The 16,594-nt window shown below is 31.5% G+C and carries 16 protein-coding genes; 7 read left to right on the top strand and 9 right to left on the bottom strand.

Annotated features, from left to right (window positions below):
- The first annotated feature begins 11 nt into the window (after positions 1-11).
- Positions 12-2,837, top strand: a complete 2,826-nt coding sequence (gene uvrA / locus L8V88_RS04840; protein WP_263727095.1) for an excinuclease ABC subunit UvrA — start codon at positions 12-14, stop codon at positions 2,835-2,837.
- A gap of 18 nt (positions 2,838-2,855) precedes the next feature.
- Here the strand turns inward: uvrA and trpB are convergent, their stop codons facing one another.
- Entirely contained in the window at positions 2,856-4,031 is a 1,176-nt protein-coding gene (trpB, locus tag L8V88_RS04835; protein WP_263727093.1) for a tryptophan synthase subunit beta, read from the bottom strand.
- Positions 4,032-4,306: 275 nt separating this feature from the next.
- Here trpB and L8V88_RS04830 point away from each other — a divergent pair, with 275 nt between their 5' ends.
- Positions 4,307-4,750 (top strand): YqaA family protein, encoded by a 444-nt coding sequence (locus tag L8V88_RS04830; RefSeq protein ID WP_263724327.1) that lies wholly within the window; start codon positions 4,307-4,309, stop codon positions 4,748-4,750.
- Here L8V88_RS04830 and L8V88_RS04825 read toward each other — a convergent pair.
- Positions 4,706-5,710 (bottom strand): nucleoside hydrolase, encoded by a 1,005-nt coding sequence (locus tag L8V88_RS04825; protein ID WP_263727163.1) that lies wholly within the window; start codon positions 5,708-5,710, stop codon positions 4,706-4,708. The two genes, L8V88_RS04830 and L8V88_RS04825, sit on opposite strands and share 45 nt — an antisense overlap.
- Positions 5,710-7,065, bottom strand: coding sequence for an MFS transporter (locus L8V88_RS04820; RefSeq protein WP_263684051.1), 1,356 nt, complete (start codon positions 7,063-7,065; stop codon positions 5,710-5,712). Before L8V88_RS04820 ends, L8V88_RS04825 begins: the two co-directional genes overlap by 1 nt.
- Positions 7,066-7,194: 129 nt before the next feature.
- Between L8V88_RS04820 and polA the strand changes: the two genes are divergently transcribed.
- From polA to motB, 3 genes are read left to right on the top strand one after another with little or no spacing between them, the layout of a single operon-like run.
- Positions 7,195-9,834, top strand: a complete 2,640-nt coding sequence (gene polA / locus L8V88_RS04815) for a DNA polymerase I (protein WP_263727091.1) — start codon at positions 7,195-7,197, stop codon at positions 9,832-9,834.
- A gap of 12 nt (positions 9,835-9,846) precedes the next feature.
- On the top strand, positions 9,847-10,620 hold the full coding sequence (gene motA, locus L8V88_RS04810) for a flagellar motor stator protein MotA (RefSeq protein WP_039619177.1): 774 nt from the start codon (positions 9,847-9,849) through the stop codon (positions 10,618-10,620).
- A 10-nt stretch (positions 10,621-10,630) separates the two neighbouring features.
- Positions 10,631-11,365 carry a flagellar motor protein MotB gene (gene motB / locus L8V88_RS04805; RefSeq protein WP_263675437.1) on the top strand — a complete coding sequence of 245 codons (735 nt, stop codon included), beginning with the start codon at positions 10,631-10,633 and terminating at the stop codon, positions 11,363-11,365.
- 16 nt (positions 11,366-11,381) lie between these two features.
- On the opposite strand, the gene L8V88_RS04800 is transcribed toward motB, so the two are convergent.
- From L8V88_RS04800 to L8V88_RS04775, 6 genes are all read right to left on the bottom strand, one after another.
- Positions 11,382-12,365 carry a beta-ketoacyl-ACP synthase III gene (locus L8V88_RS04800; protein ID WP_263727089.1) on the bottom strand — a complete coding sequence of 328 codons (984 nt, stop codon included), beginning with the start codon at positions 12,363-12,365 and terminating at the stop codon, positions 11,382-11,384.
- Positions 12,352-13,341, bottom strand: coding sequence for a phosphate acyltransferase PlsX (gene plsX / locus L8V88_RS04795; RefSeq protein WP_263724331.1), 990 nt, complete (start codon positions 13,339-13,341; stop codon positions 12,352-12,354). The genes L8V88_RS04800 and plsX overlap by 14 nt, the downstream gene beginning before the upstream one ends.
- 5 nt (positions 13,342-13,346) lie before the next feature.
- Complete coding sequence (rpmF, locus tag L8V88_RS04790) at positions 13,347-13,493, bottom strand: 50S ribosomal protein L32 (protein WP_012662034.1); 147 nt, start codon at positions 13,491-13,493, stop codon at positions 13,347-13,349.
- Positions 13,494-13,507: 14 nt separating this feature from the next.
- Positions 13,508-13,861, bottom strand: a complete 354-nt coding sequence (locus L8V88_RS04785; RefSeq protein ID WP_263724332.1) for a DUF177 domain-containing protein — start codon at positions 13,859-13,861, stop codon at positions 13,508-13,510.
- Positions 13,861-14,274, bottom strand: coding sequence for a nucleoside-diphosphate kinase (gene ndk, locus L8V88_RS04780; RefSeq protein WP_039642239.1), 414 nt, complete (start codon positions 14,272-14,274; stop codon positions 13,861-13,863). The genes L8V88_RS04785 and ndk overlap by 1 nt, the downstream gene beginning before the upstream one ends.
- Before the next feature lie 140 nt (positions 14,275-14,414).
- Positions 14,415-14,699 carry a ferredoxin, 4Fe-4S gene (locus L8V88_RS04775; RefSeq protein WP_039619165.1) on the bottom strand — a complete coding sequence of 95 codons (285 nt, stop codon included), beginning with the start codon at positions 14,697-14,699 and terminating at the stop codon, positions 14,415-14,417.
- A gap of 186 nt (positions 14,700-14,885) precedes the next feature.
- On the opposite strand from L8V88_RS04775, the gene L8V88_RS04770 reads away from it, so the two are divergent.
- Both L8V88_RS04770 and L8V88_RS04765 read left to right on the top strand, forming a co-directional pair.
- Positions 14,886-15,482, top strand: coding sequence for a peroxiredoxin (locus L8V88_RS04770; protein WP_263677950.1), 597 nt, complete (start codon positions 14,886-14,888; stop codon positions 15,480-15,482).
- A 179-nt stretch (positions 15,483-15,661) separates the two neighbouring features.
- Positions 15,662-16,594, top strand: a 933-nt coding sequence (locus L8V88_RS04765) for a cache domain-containing protein (RefSeq protein ID WP_263675444.1), incomplete at its 3' end; no start/stop codon positions are given.

Below are 16,594 nucleotides of genomic sequence, written 5' to 3'. Positions count from 1 at the left end.
AGAGGATTTTTATGAATAATGACAAAATAAGTATCATTGGTGCTAAGGAAAATAATCTTAAAAATATCAACCTAGAAATTCCTAAAAATAAACTCATAGTTTTTACAGGACTTAGTGGAAGTGGTAAATCCACTTTAGCTTTTGGTACGCTTTATGCAGAAGGACAACGTCGCTATATTGAAAGTTTAAGTGCTTATGCAAGGCAGTTTTTAGATAAAGTGGGTAAACCAAATGTTGATAAAATAGAAGGTTTAACTCCTGCTATTGCTATTGATCAAAAAACAACTTCTAAAAATCCTCGATCAACCGTTGGAACTATTACTGAAATTTATGATTATTTAAGACTTTTGTATGCAAGGATTGGCTCACAACATTGTCATCAATGTGGTCAAAAAATCTCATCTATGAGTGCAGCAGATATCGTAGGTGAAATCTTAAAGCTTCCAAAAGGAGCTAAAATCATCATTTATGTGCCGTTGATTAAAGAAAAAAAAGGAACTTTTGCAGATCTTTTGGAAAATTTAGTCGCAAAAGGCTATGTTAGAGCACAAATTGATGGGGTTTTAACGCGTCTTGATGAGGATATTGAGCTTGCTAAAACCAAAAAACATACAATAAAACTTGTAATAGATAGACTCCAAGTGCAAGATGATATGCTAGCAAGACTTGCAAGCGATATAGAAAAAGGTCTTAGTGAGAGCTTTGGCGAAGTGGAAATTGAAGTTTTAAATAATGAAGAATTAAACATACCTAAGCATTTTCATTATAGCGAGCATAATGCTTGTTTTGATTGTAAAATTTCTTTTCCTTTGCTTGAACCTTTGAGTTTTTCTTTTAATTCCCCAAAAGGCGCTTGTCCAAGTTGTGATGGTCTTGGTATAAGATATACGCTAGATATGAAAAAACTTATCAATGAAGAATTAAGCTTAGAAGCAGGAGCTATAAAGCTTTTATATGGGTTTAATAAAAGTTATTATTATAAGTTTTTAATGGCCTTTTGTGAGCAAAATGATATCAGGGTAAAAATTCCATATAATGAGTTAAGTGAAGAAGAAAAGCGTCTAGTGCTTTATGGTAATGCTAAGGAAATTAACTTTTTATGGAAAAGACATCGCTTAAGTCGTAAATTTGAAGGTGCGGTTAAATATGCCTATGAAATGCTAAAAGATGAAAAAGATTTAAGCGAGTATATGAGCGAAAAAACTTGCAAAGATTGCAATGGCCATCGTTTAAGAGCTGAGAGTTTAGCTGTAAAAGTAGCTGAGAAAAATTTGGGTGAAATTTTAGATATGAGCATAGAAAATACCACTGCATTTTTTTCAAAAGAAGCTAATTTTGCGTATTTAAGTGAGCAAGAAAGATTGATAGCTAAGCCTATTTTTAAAGAAATTAATGAAAGATTGTTTTTTCTTTATGATGTAGGACTTGGGTATTTATCTTTAGGGCGTGATGCAAGAACCATTAGCGGGGGTGAGGCTCAAAGAATTCGTATAGCATCTCAAATTGGTAGTGGTTTAAGTGGAGTGATGTATGTTTTAGACGAGCCTAGTATTGGTTTACATGAGCGAGATACGGCAAAACTCATTAAAACTTTAAGAAATCTTCAGCAAAAGGGTAATACTTTAATCGTGGTTGAGCATGATAAAATGACTATAGAAGAAGCAGATTTTATCGTAGATATTGGTTCAAATGCTGGTAAATTTGGTGGTGAGGTTGTATTTAGTGGAACTTATAAAGAATTATTAAAAAGCAAAAGTCAAACTGCTCTTTATATGAGCGGTAAAAAGCAAATTGCCCATCAAAAAAATAGAGAACAAAAAGATTTTATTAGTTTAAAAGATGTGAGCATTAATAATATTCAAAATTTAAGTGTAGATTTTCCATTGCATAATTTAGTAGCAATTACAGGTGTTTCAGGAAGTGGTAAAAGCTCGCTAATCTTGCAAACTTTGCTTCCATTTGCAAAAGAAGAGCTTAACCGTGCTAAAAAAGTTAAAAAACTAAGTGGGGCTAAGATAGAAGGTTTGGAAAAACTTGATAAGGTAATTTATCTTGATCAAAGTCCTATAGGAAGGACTCCTCGTTCAAATCCCGCTACTTATACAGGTGCTATGGATGAAATTCGTAATCTTTTTGCAGCTACCAAAGAAGCTAAAATGCGAGGTTATAAAGCAGGGCGTTTTTCTTTTAATGTTAAAGGTGGAAGATGTGAAAAGTGTAGTGGAGATGGTGAAATTAAAATAGAAATGCACTTTTTGCCTGATGTGATGGTAACTTGTGATGTTTGCAATGGTAAAAGATATAATGATGCAACTTTAGAGATTAAATATAAAGGTAAAAGCATAGCTGATGTTTTAAATATGAGTATTATTGAAGCAAGCGAGTTTTTTACTTCTGTGCCAAAGATAAAACAAAAGCTTGATACTTTGGTAAAAGTTGGGCTTGATTATCTTACCTTAGGACAAAATGCAACTACTTTAAGTGGCGGGGAGGCTCAGCGTATTAAGCTAGCTAAAGAATTAAGCAGAAGCGATACAGGAAAAACTCTTTATATTTTAGATGAACCTACAACAGGACTTCATTTTGAAGATGTTAATAAACTTATTGTAGTTTTGCAACATTTAGTTGATCTTGGAAATAGTGTGTTTGTGATAGAGCATAATTTAGATGTGATTAAAAATGCTGATTATATCATCGATATGGGACCTGAAGGTGGAGTTAAAGGTGGTAAGGTTATAGCTAAAGGTAGCGTTGAAGAGCTTGCTAAAAATCATGAAAAAAGTGGTTCTTACACAGGGTATTATCTAAATTTAGAGTTAAAAAACATAAAAAAATAAACTGGTTGAAGTTATTCTTCAACCATAAATTTCACCTTTTTTATACTCATAAATACTTTGCATATCTTTATCGCCTCTTCCTGAAAGATTTACAACTATCACACTTTTTTTCTTTAAAGTCGGACAAAGTTTTTCTAAATAAGCTAATGCATGTGAGCTTTCAATAGCGGGTATAATACCTTCTTCTTTACATAATAATTTTAAAGCATTAATGCACTCATCATCACTAATAGCATGATAACTTGCTCTTTTACTTTCTTGCAAATATGCGTGCAAAGGTCCTATGCCAGGGTAATCAAGCCCAGCAGAGATGCTAAAAGTATGAGCAATGTTTCCTTTATCATCTTGTAAAACCTTAGTATTCATACCATGGATAATACCCTCTTTACCTTTAGTAAGCGTGGCTGCATGATAAGGTGTATCTTTGCCTAAACCTGCTGCTTCAACGCCTATGAGTTTAACTTTTTCATCTTTTAAAAATGCATGAAAAATTCCAGCAGCATTGCTACCACCTCCAGCTGCTGCTATAATGTAATCTACTTTTTTATTTAATTTTCTAAGTTGCATTTTGCATTCTTTACCTATAATACTTTGAAAATGCGTAACAATTTGCGGATAAGGATAAGGCCCCACTGCACTTCCTACTACATAAAATACTTCTTTGGTATTTTTAACCCAAAAATTTAAAGCCTCATCTACCGCATCGCTTAAAGTTTTACTTCCACTTTCTACTGCGTGAACTTTTGCTCCTAAAAGCTCCATTTTATAGACATTTAAGGCTTGTCTTTTTACATCAATAGCTCCCATAAATATCTCACATTCAAGCCCCAAAAGTGCTGCTGCAGTAGCGGTTGCAAGCCCGTGTTGTCCTGCTCCAGTTTCTGCGATAATTTTTTTCTTATTCATTTTCTTTGCCATTAAGGCTTGAGCTATGGCATTGTTGATCTTATGAGCTCCTGTGTGAGTTAAATCTTCTCTTTTTAAATAAATTTCGTGATTATAAAGCTTGCTTAAATTTTTAGCATGGTATAAAGGCGTAGGTCTTCCTACATAATTAACTAAGAGTTCTTTTAATTCTGTGTTAAAATCTTTATCTTTTTTGAGTTTTAAAAAAGCTTTTTCTACTTCATCTAATGCTGTTTTTACTTCATTTGGCACAAATTGCCCACCAAATTTTCCATAATATTTTTTCATAGTATTTCCTTAAAATGATTAATAATATAAAATCAAAAATGATCAACTAAAACTAAAAATGTAAAATAAAAAATGATTAAAAATGTAGTAGTAGGCTTAACGCCAAGAAAAAGAAGCTTTGTTAAATGAGTATTTTAAATTTAGTTTAGAAAATTTTTTCCTTTCCATAGTTTTTCCTTTTAAAAAATTGCCAAATGACTTTACATTCTAAGATAATTATTATTAAAAATTCTTTAAAATGATAGTTTGGAAAATAAATACTAAGAAAATTTGTAATGTTTGATTTTTTATATAATGACATAAGCTATATAGGGCTTTTTATAGTATGTTTTCTCTCTAGCACGCTTTTGCCTATGGCAAGTGAAGCTTTTGTGCTTGCTTTTGTAAAATTAGATTTTAATGCTTATATGGTTTTATTTATAGCAAGTTTGGGAAATACTTTGGGTAGTTTAAGTACTTATGCGTTAGCTTATTTTGGAGAGAGTCAAATTTTAGAAAAATATTTTAAAAACTCTTTGCGTAAATTAGAAAAAATCAATGCAAATTTTAAAAAATTTGGCTCTTTGTATGCTTTTTTTACTTTTTTACCCATAGTGGGAGATCTTTTTGCATTAGGGCTTGGATTTGCTAAGTATTCTTTTTTAAAAGCAAGTATTTTTATAGCCTTGGGTAAATTAAGCCGTTATGCTTTTGTAATTTTCATAGCAAATTCCATTTAAAAGTCTTGATTTTAAAAGATTTAAAAGTCTAGTATTATCAATATCTTTTAAAACTTTTATGGTGTTTTTTAATTCATGATTTTTCATAGGCATTTTTGCATCTTTAAAACACCTTACCGTGCTTCCTCTAGCAAAAGTACTATCACAAATAACATCTACTAAATACTCATCAAAATTTGCTAAATTGGGATCAAGCATATAAGCAATAGTTAATGCATCATGTATCCATGTGCCATTTGTGCCTCTTGTTTTGCTTGCATAATCAATCCAAACTCTTAAAGTTTGCACTAAAAAATCACAAAGAGGATTTTGATTTTCTAAAGCATTTAAATCTTCATGTGTGAGCATAGTTTGCATTGTTGCATTATAAGGAACAAGTGTGATTTTAGCTCTTGAGTTTAAAACTATACTAGCAGCTTCAGGATCAAAGCCAAAATTTGTATCTTTGATATGATAAGGCATATCAAAACTTCCACCCATGATAAAAATTTCTTTTACATTTTTATCAAAATCTTTAAAAAGTTTCATCGCTATAGCTATATTTGTTAAAGGTCCTATAGCGCAAATTGAAATTTCACCTGGGTTTTGCATAATAAGCTCACCCATTTTCATACAAGCATTTGGATTTATGTTTTCTAAGATTTTTATAGGTTTTATATGATCCCAAAGATGAGTAAGCTTAAACTCTTCTACGCTTTTATCTAATCTTTGTCTCCAAAAATGACTATCTTCACATAAAGCTTCATGGGCACCTAAATACAAAGGTATGTCTAGATTAAGCTTATTTAATAAATCTTTAGCAACGCTATAAGCGGTTAAAGCTTGTACATTACCACTTAAAGTGCTAATCATTTCAAGTTTGATTTCTTTAGAGGCTAAAATAAGCCCAAGGGCTAAACCATCATCGGTATTAGCCCCTGCTATTCCATTGCCTATATCAGTATCTAAAATAAGGCGTATCATATTGCATCTTCTATTAAATTTAAATCCCTGCCTCTAGTTTCTGGCGCAAAGAAAGTTGTGATAAAACCAATTCCTGCGGTGATAACAAAATACAAGGCTATTGGCCACCAAGTACCATAATAGGCAAGCAAAGCTGAAGCTATCATAGGAGCAGTTCCTCCTGAAAGTATAGAGCCAAATTCTTTTGCTAGCGCCATTTTAGTATAACGATTTTTTGCTCCAAAAAGTTCTACACCCCACGCAGCTTGCACACCAAAAATCCCTAAAGATGCCAAAGACATACCTACGATGATAGTTAAAATTACAATAATTTCATTTTTACTATCAAGTAGCATAAAAGCAGGGAAGGCATAAAGCATTAAAAGCAAGCAAAAGGTTCTATAAGTAATGCGTCTTCCAAATTTATCACTTAAATATCCTGCTAAAGGTATAACTAAAAATCCCACCAAAGAAGCGATAACAACAGCAGTTGTGGCTACTGATTTATCAAGAAGTAAAATTTTAGTTACATAACCTACTATAAAGCCTTGTGCAAGATAAGATGGTCCATTTTCTCCTATCCTTATACCCACCATAGTCCAAAACGCACGACTTTTTTGCCAAAAAGTTCTTTCATCTTTTTTCATATGTGCTTCATTCTCATGACGAATTTTTAGCATTAATTCTTTTTGTTTTTCAAAAACAGGAGTTTCTTTTACATTTAAACGCATATAAACAGCAAAAAGTGCTATGAAGATACTTCCTATAAAAGGAATTCTCCATCCCCATTCTTTAAAACTAGCATCATCCATGCTTGTAACTAAAAGCCACACAAAAGCTGCAAGCAAGGTTCCACTATTTGATCCAAGAGCGATGATAGAAGAGATTAAACCCCTATGCTTACTAGGAGCATATTCTCCAAGCATGACAGTCCCACCTGAAAGCTCAGCACCTGCGCCAAAGCCTTGCATAAAACGCAAAATAACCAAACATATAGGAGCCCAAATTCCAATTACTGCATAACTTGGTATAAAACCAATTAAAGTAGTTGAAATACCCATTAATGCAATGGTGCTCATCAATACATTTTTTCTTCCGTATTTATCTCCTAAATATCCAAAAAATAAAGCTCCAATAGGTCTAGCGATAAAACCTATACCATAAGTAACAAAACTAAGCAATAATGCTATAACAGGAGTTTGCTCAGGAAAGAAAACTTCTGAAAAAACAGTAGCTGCAGCTAAGCCATAAAGTGCAAAATCTGCATATTCCATAGCAGTTCCTAGCCAACATGAAAACACAGCCTTTTTAAAAGCCTTTTTTCCTTGTGGAGTTTGAAAATTTTCATCCGCGATTGATTTTGTTTGCAAGATTAAACCTTTATTTGAAATTTCAAAATGATAATTTTATCTAAAATGCTTAAAATGGAAATTTAATACTTTTTACCGACTTTTAAATAATTTTGGGCGATAATTATTATTATTTTTTAATATAGGAAAAAAATGAAAACTTTAACGATAATTGATACTTTTGGTTTTTTCTTTAGACTTTTTTATGCTTTAAAGGGTTTGAAAAATTCAAAAGGCGAACCTAGTAATATGATTAGTGGTTTTGCTAATTTTATTTATAGTTTGAAAAATGAACATCCTAGTGATATGATTATTTTTGCTCTTGATAGCAAAGGAAAAACTTTTAGAAGTGAAATTGATCCAAATTATAAAATCAACCGCACCCCACCTCCACCTGATTTATTAGCTCAAATTCCAATTTGTATTCAAATGATAGAAAAAATGGGTTTTTCAAGTTTTTCTTGCGAAGGCTATGAGGCTGATGATATCATAGCATCTTTGGTTAAAGAGTGTGAAAATAAGGATATTTTTATAAGAATTATCACTCAAGATAAAGATTTGTATCAACTTATAAAAGATGATAAAGTTAGTATTTATAGCCCTATTTCAAAAAATGATTACAATGAAGCAGGATGTTTGGAAAAATATGGGGTAAAACCTAGCCAGATAAGAGATTTTTTAGCTCTATGTGGAGATAGCTCGGATAATATCCCAGGGGTAAAAGGAATTGGTGCTAAGGGTGCTAAGAATTTACTTGATGAGTTTGAAAGTATTGAGGGAATTTATGAAAACTTAACACTAGTGCGTAATGAAAGAAGTCGTAATTTGTTGCTTGAGGGCAAAGAAAATGCCTTTTTGAGTAAAAAACTTGCTTCTTTGTATGAGGATTTAGATGTGAAAGATATGCTTTTAAATTGTGAGTATCCAAAAGATGAACCTTTGCTTAAGATTATGGATATTTTGGAGCATTATGAATTAAATGCTTTGTTAAAAAAACTACGCACTAATCCTACCAATAAAGATAAAAATTTAGGATTTAATGCAAGATTAATCTTAGATGAGAAAGAATTATTTGACATTTTAGAAAAAATTGATGATCAAAGCATTGTTGCTTTTGACACTGAAACTACAGGCTTAAATACCAAAGAAGCAAAGATAGTAGGGTTTAGTTTTTGTTTTCATGAAAGTGAAGCCTTTTATGTGCCACTTGCGCATGATTATTTAGGAGTTTGCAAGCAAATTTCTATGCAAGTGGCTAAAAAGGGTATAGAAAAAATCTATCAAAGCATGGTTATAGGTCATAATCTTAAATATGATTTTGAGATTATAAAAAATAATTTTAATTTACTTCCTCCAAAAAATTATGCTGATACTATGATACTTGCATGGCTTAAAGAACCAAGTTTGCGTGTAAATATGGATGATTTAGCAAAAAGATTGTTTGATTATGAGACTTTACATTTTGAAGATTTAGTAAAAAAAGGAGAAAGCTTTGCAGGAGTGGATGTAGAAAAAGCTTGTAAATATGCAGCTGAGGATGCTTATATCACTTTAAGATTTTATTTGTATTTTTTAAAAAATTTAGAAAAGCCTTTATTTGAGCTTGCACAAAAAAGTGAGTTTGAATTTATCAAAGTGCTTATTATGATGGAAAATAATGGCATTAAGCTTGACACTCAAAAGCTTGAAAGCCTAATGCAAAGTTTTAATCAAGATATCAAAATATTAAGTGAAAAAATATATGATTTAGCAGGTGAAAAATTTAATATTAACTCTCCAAAACAAGTAGGGGATATTTTATTTGAAAAATTAAAACTACCAAGTGGTAAAAAAAGCAAAACAGGTTATTCTACTGATGAAAAGGTTTTAAATGCTATTTTTGATAACCATCTGATTGTGAAAGAAATTTTAGCTTATAGAGAGCTTGCAAAATTAGTTTCTACTTATTGTGAACCTTTGTTAAAATTAGCTAAAAAAGATGAAAACTCAAGAATTTATTCAAGCTTTTTGCAAACTGGTACTGCAACTGGACGCCTTTCATCAAAAGATCCAAATTTGCAAAATATCCCTGCGCATGGTCAATATGCTAAAGATTATAAATCTTGTTTTGTAGCAAAAGAAGGGTTTAGCTTTATCTCGCTTGATTATTCACAAATTGAGCTTAGAATGCTAGCGCATTTTAGTGAAGATGAGAAATTACTAGAAGCGTTTTCAAATGATGAGGATATTCATGCAAAAACTGCTATTATGATTTTTAATCGTAGTGATTATGAGACAAGAAGTATTGCTAAAAGTATAAATTTTGGTCTTATTTATGGCATGGGTTATAAGACTTTGAGTCAAAATTTAAAAATAGAAGCAAAATTAGCTAAAGAATATATTGAGAAATATTTTGAGAATTTTACTAGCATTAAAACCTATTTTGAAAAGGTAAAAAATGAAGCTAAGCAAAATGGTTTTATAAAGACTTTGCTAGGCCGTAAGCGTTATTTTGACTTTGAAAATGCAAAGCCTATGTATGTGGCAATGTATGAAAGAGAGAGTATTAACTCTACACTTCAAGGCTCTGCTGCCGATATAATAAAACTTGCAATGATAGAAATTGCAAAAGATTTAGATGAAAATAAACGCTTGATTTTACAAATTCATGATGAGCTTATTTTTGAAGTAAAAGATGAACTTTGCGAGGAATTTGCAAAAAATGCTAGTGATATTATGGAAAATATTGTAAAATTAAAAGTTAAATTAAAAACTTCATCAAGTATTGCCAAAAATTGGGGCGCATTAAAATAAGGAGAATAACTAATGGATCTTTCAACCATACTTGGGATGGTATTAGCTGTTGTTAGTATTTCTGTAGGGGATATTTTAGAGGGTGGTAACCCTTTGCATGTTTTGCACTTAAGTTCGTTTTTGATCGTGGTTCCAACTGCAGCATTTTGTGCAATGACAGCAACTCATAAAAAATTTGTTAAAGCAGCTTATAAAGAATTAAAACTTGCCTTTAAAGGTGCAGGGGTAAATTTAAGTCAAAGGATAGCTGAGCTTGTAGAATACTCTATCATAGCAAGAAGAGATGGGCTTTTGGCTTTAGAATCAAAAACTAATGAAATTGATAATGAGTTTTTAAAAGAAACCATGATGATGATGGTTGATGGTAAGAGTGTAGAAGAAATTAAAGAAAGCATGGAAATCCAAATAGAGGAAATGGAAGAATATTACAAAGAAACAGCAGAATACTGGATCCGTTTTGGTGAAACTTGTCCTACTATGGGACTTGTTGGTGCGGTTATGGGGCTTATGCTTGCTTTGCAACTTTTAGATGATCCTCAAGCTATGGCAGCAGGTATTGCAGGAGCATTTACTGCAACAGTAACTGGGATTTTTGGTGCTTATGCTTTATTTGGTCCTTGGGGTCATAAAATCAAAGCTAATGCTCATGAGCTCATTAAAGAAAGGATAGTGATTTCGCATGCTATAGTAAGTATTGCAGAGGGAGCTAATCCTAGGGATTTAGAGGCTAAATTGTTTAATTACCTTGGACAAGGTGAGCCTAGAATTTCTCAGTTTGATAAGTAAGAGTTAAAAAATGGGAAAAAAACATAAATGTCCAGAATGTCCAGCAGGTGAAAAGTGGGCTGTACCTTATGCAGACTTTTTAAGTTTGCTTTTGGCGCTTTTTATTGCTCTTTGGGCGATTTCTGAAAGTAACCCTGCTAAAACTGAAGCCTTAAAAACTGAATTTGTTAAAATTTTTGAATTTACTGCTTCAAATCCTTTAGAAAAAGAAAGTGAAGTGCATAATAAATACAGTGCTCCATCTAATGCAAATGTTGAAGAGCTTGAAAAGCTTAAAAAATTAAGTATCACTCAACAAGAAAATATAGAAAAATTAAAAGCAGCATTAGATCAAAGAGAAAATAATATCGTTTTAAATTTGCCTGCAAGGGTTGAATTTGCTAGAGGTAGTACACAAATTGATTCAGCTGATGTGCAAGATTTTCTAAAGCGCATTAGTGAAGTTTTAAAAAGAATGCCTGCGCAAGCTCAAATAGAACTTAGAGGCTATACTGACGCAAGCGATAAAGACCCTAAAAGAAATTTTGATTTAGCAAGTAAAAGAGCTCAAGTTGTGGCTGATTATTTGATTGCTAGAGGGATTAACCCAGCTCAACTTATAGTGGTTAGTTTTGGTGAAAATTATCCTTTGAGCACAAACAAAGAAGATGAGATAAACAATAGGGTTGAATTTTATATCCGTGTAGATTCTTCAGATAATCAAACTAGAAAGTCAGTATTGGATCAAATCGGAACTTTTAAATAACAAATAAGTAAAAAACTTATTTGTTATTTTCTCCACCAAAACGAAGTAGTGCTGAACCCCAAGTAAAGCCTCCGCCAAAAGCATCAAGCAATATTAACGAACCTTGTTTTAAACGACCTTGCTCGTAAGCATCATTCATTGCCATAGGAATTGAAGCAGCTGAGGTATTGCCATATTTTTGGACAGTAACTACGCATTGTTCATCTGTAAAATTTAATTTTTCTTGTACGGCCTTGATAATTCTTAAATTAGCTTGATGAGGTATAAAAAGATCAATTTCTTTGCTTTTTATATTATTTTTTGCAAGAATTTCAATAACATCATTACTTAGAGTATTCACCGCGATTTTAAATACCTCATTTCCTTTCATTTGCATGGAAAGTGGAGAGCAAATACTGCTTTTTTGAGCTCTTTGAGTCATTAATAAATCTCCAAATTCTCCATCACTTGCAGTATGAGTATCTATAATAGGAAAATTATCATCTAATGACACAACTCCAGCCCCAGCTCCATCGCCAAATAACACACAAATGCTTCTATCGGTATAATCCATAATAGAGCTAATTTTTTCAGCTCCTATGATTAATACATTTTTTTTAGCACCACTTTCAACCATAGATTTAGCAAGCTCCAAAAGATAAATAAATCCTGAGCATGCAGCAGAAATATCAAAAGCGGTGATATTTTTTAAGCCTAAATTATGAGCGATTTTACATGCAGTTGATGGCATGGTAAAATAATCAGGGCTTAAAGTAGCTACGATGATCGCATCTATATCTTGAGGATTTAAATTAGCTCTTTGTATAGCCTTAATAGCTGCTTTAGTACCAAGATCGCTTGTATTCTCATCATCATTTGCTATGTGTCTTTGTTCTATACCAGTTCTTCTTAATATCCATTCATTGCTAGTTTGAACCATTTTTTCTAAGTCAAAATTACTTAGAGTTTTTGTAGGGATATAAGAAGCTATACTTTTTAAGGAAGCTTTAGTTGATTTCATAATTAGAAAGTTCTTTTTCTATGGTTTGATTTATATTTGATTGTGCGAAATTTAATGCTTGAAAAATAGCATTTTTTATAGCTTTTGGACCACTTTTTCCATGACTTATAATGACGCATTCTTTTACGCCTAAAAGTGGGGCTCCACCATATTCTTCATAGTCAATATGGGTTTTTAATTCATTAAAAGCTGGTTTTGCTAAAAGATAGCCAAGTTTTGCTAAAAAAGATTTTTGAATTTCTTGTTTTAGAAGCTTTGTAATAACACTTGCTACACCTTCGCCGGTTTTAAGTAAAATATTCCCATTAAATCCATCACATACTAATACATCTATAGTACCATTAAAGATATCTCTACCTTCAGCATTTCCTACAAAATTTGGAAGTTGCTTTAAGAGTTGGTGGGTTTCTTTAGTAAGTTCGTTTCCTTTGCATTCTTCTTCACCATTTGATAGCAAAGCAACTCTAGGTTTAGCAATTTTTAAAATCTCTTTTGCATAAGCTTCACCCATGATAGCAAATTGAAATAAATGCTCACTTTTACAATCAACATTTGCTCCAACATCTAGTACAAGTGTTCTTGAATGGATATTTGGCATTAAAGTAGCTATTGCAGGTCTAGCAATATTTGCTAATCTTCCAAGCCTTAATGTAGCTAAACTCATGGTAGCTCCACTATGTCCAGCAGAAACAACAGCTTTTGCTTTTTGATTTCTTACTAATTCTATAGCCTTGTAGATAGTACTGTCTTTTCTTTTTAGTGCATCTGTGGAATTTTCTTCCATAGCAAATACATCAAAAGCTTCTTCGTATTCTATGTATGAGTTTAATTCTTGAGGTATTAAGGTTTTAAGCTTTTGAGGATCCCCTACCAAGATAGCTTTAAATTCACGCTCTTTTAAAGCCTGAATCACGCCTTCTATAATAGGTTTTTCCCCAAAATCACCACCCATTGCATCAATAGCAATGCTTGTCATCGTTATTAATATTCCTTAGTTACTGGATTTACACGGTGAGGCATTTTATAGCTACCATCTTTGTCTTTTATAGGCATAGGTAGGGTAACTTTATAATGAGTTCTGCGTTTTGCTGCACGAGTTTTACTCACTCTTCTCTTAGGTACTGCCATTTTTTACTCCTTTGTTAATTTGAACATTTATTGCAATAAAAATAATCACTTAAATAAGATTGCAACTCACTTGTGGCAAGCTCTATTAAATCTATATGAGAGTCAAAAAACTCCATAGTATCACTTAAAGTGTTATTTTCATCTTTGAAAATTCCATCGCTTGCAAAAAGCTCTATATTTTGATCGATTTCAAGCTCCATTTCATCGCCACAGCGATCACAGTTTCTATAAGCAAAGCCTTTGAAATTAGCCTTTATTTTTGCTAATTTTGGATTAACTTTTGTAATAGTTCCTTCAAAAACTATATTATCAAGATCTAGTTTAAAAGGGTAAGCTATAGAGCTAAGCTTTGCAAAAGCGATTTTCATTATAAAATTTCAGTTTTTGAAAAGAAAAATTCTATTTCAATTTTTGCATTTTCTAAGCTATCACTTCCATGAACTGCATTTGCATCAATACTATCTGCAAAATCTGCTCTAATAGTACCAGGAGCTGCTTCTTTTGGATTTGTAGCACCCATTAATTCTCTGTTTTTTAATACAGCATTTTCGCCTTCTAAAACAGAAACCACAACCGGACCACTGATCATAAATTCAACTAAATCTTTAAAAAAAGGTCTGTCTTTGTGTACAGCGTAAAATTCTTGAGCTTCTTTTTCTGAAAGCTGTATTTTTTTTGTTGCTGCTATTCTTAGACCATTGCTTTCAAAGCGTGTTAAAATTTGACCAATAACACCTTTTTTAACTGCATCAGGTTTAATAATAGAAAGTGTTTTTTCCAAAATCGTCCCCTTAATTTAAATAAGTTTTATATTTATAAAAGAGCTAATTATACCAAAAAATGCTTTAAAATTATATAAAATTTAGAGTTTATAGAAGAGTTTGTAAGTAGCTTGAAACCAAGATACTTACATTAAAATTATTAAGCAAATACTGGAGTTGAACCGTCTCTTAAATCACTTCCGATGTTATCACGGCTTGGTTGTCCGCTAACTACATCACTCCATACAATACAGCCATCAGTTGGGCAAGCGCTTGCACAGGCTGGTTGGTCATTGTGTCCTACACACTCAACACATTTATCAGCATAAACATAATATCTATCTTCGCCCTCAGGATTGTTTGCATCATCTACGATCGCACTTACTGGGCATTCATCTATACAAGAACCACATGCTATACAAATATCAGTAATTTTAACTGCCATTTTTTACTCCTTAATATTAAATGTTAAATGCAAGATTATCAAAATTGTCTTAATTTTATTCTTAAAATCTTTTAATTTTGATAATAAAATTAAATTATGGATAATTTTACACAATTAATAAATTTTTAAATTTACAAATGATATTATTTCGTTACAAATAAAATTTATTAATTAGGAGATAAAATTATGGTAGTAACTAAAAAAGCTATTGATTTTACAGCACCTGCTGTATTAGGTAATAATGAAATAGTAGGAGATTTTAATCTTTATAAAAATATAGGACCAAAAGGTGCAGTAGTATTTTTCTATCCAAAAGATTTTACTTTTGTTTGTCCATCTGAAATTATTGCTTTTGATAAAAGATATCAAGATTTTAAAGATAGAGGTATTGAAGTAATTGGTGTATCTTGCGATAATGAATTCTCTCACTTTGCATGGAAAAATATGCCGGTAAATCAAGGCGGTATAGGTCAAGTTAAATTTCCTTTAGTAGCTGACTTAACAAAACAAATTGCTAGAAATTTTGATGTTTTATTTGAAGAAGCAGTTGCTTTAAGAGGTTCTTTCTTACTTGATGCTGATGGAACAATCCGCCATGCAGTAGTTAATGATTTACCACTTGGAAGAAACATTGATGAAATGATTAGAATGGTTGATACTATGTTATTTACTAATGAGCATGGTGAAGTTTGTCCGGCTGGTTGGAACAAAGGTGATGAAGGTATGAAAGCTGATCCTAAAGGTGTAGCTGATTACTTAAGCAAAAACGAAGGTAAATTATAATCAAAAGCCTACTATATGTAGGCTTTATAATCTTTTTTATTCTTTCTATGGTTTATATATTTTAAAAATATTATTTCTACATTTTTTGTTATTTAAATTACATTTTTTATCAATTTTAAATCAAATAATACAATTTTAATCTTATTTGTCAATACAACATTCAATACAAGGAGTAAAAAATGTTTCAAAGTATTACAGGTAGATTAACTTTGGTGATTGCTATTGTGAGTATTATAGTGCTTGCAGTGGTTAATGGTATGAGTTATTACAACTCTAAAGAGGACACTTATACTTATCTTGAAGAAATTCAAAGGAAAACTATGCTTGATACAGCTGAAGTTTTTTCTATATATTCACATGCAAAAAGAAGTGCAATAGCGACTTTAGCGGAAGAAATTGTAAAGCAAGATTTTTCTAATGATGAAAACATATATAAATTTTTAGAGGCTTTTAAAAAGGCAAATAGCTTTGACATTATATATTTTGCGCTAGATGAAACTGGAAAACATTATAAATCAGATCATACTTATTTGGATAAATCTAAAGGATTTGATGTTAAAACTAGAGCATGGTATATTAAAGCTAAAGAAGAGAAGAAATTAATCGTATCAGATCCATATTCTAGCTTTGCAGATGGTAAAATGAAAATTGCATATGCAGTACCTGTGTTTAAAAATAATCAATTTATAGGGGTAGTTGGTGGAGATTATGATTTAGAAAGATTTTCAAAAGATGTATTATCAGTTGGAAAAAGTTCTCAAGCATATACAGCCATATATGATATAGAAGGAAATGCATTTTTTCATCCAGAAGTTGAAAAAATAGGTAAAAAAGACAAATTAAGTGAAAATATTTCTGCTTATATGAAAGCAAATCCTCAATTTTTAGATCCAAAAAATGAAAGCGCAATTGCTTATATACCTAATGAAGAAGGAACTGTAGAAGCAGTTATGTGTACTAATTCTTTTAGTTCTAAGTATAAAGTTTGTACAGTTACTAAGGAAAAAGTGTATTCAGAAAAAGCAAATAGTGCTTTAATTAAACAAGTGCTTGCTGCGTTTGTAGCTATATTGATTGCATTAGCATTAATTAAAATTGTTATAAGCAGACTT

Origin of the sequence: Campylobacter sp. IFREMER_LSEM_CL2101 (assembly GCF_025771825.1) — a bacterium.
Classification (GTDB): domain Bacteria; phylum Campylobacterota; class Campylobacteria; order Campylobacterales; family Campylobacteraceae; genus Campylobacter_D; species Campylobacter_D lari_C.
Note: the sequence above shows the minus strand (reverse complement) of the source record. Positions and strands in the feature narration are given on the sequence as shown.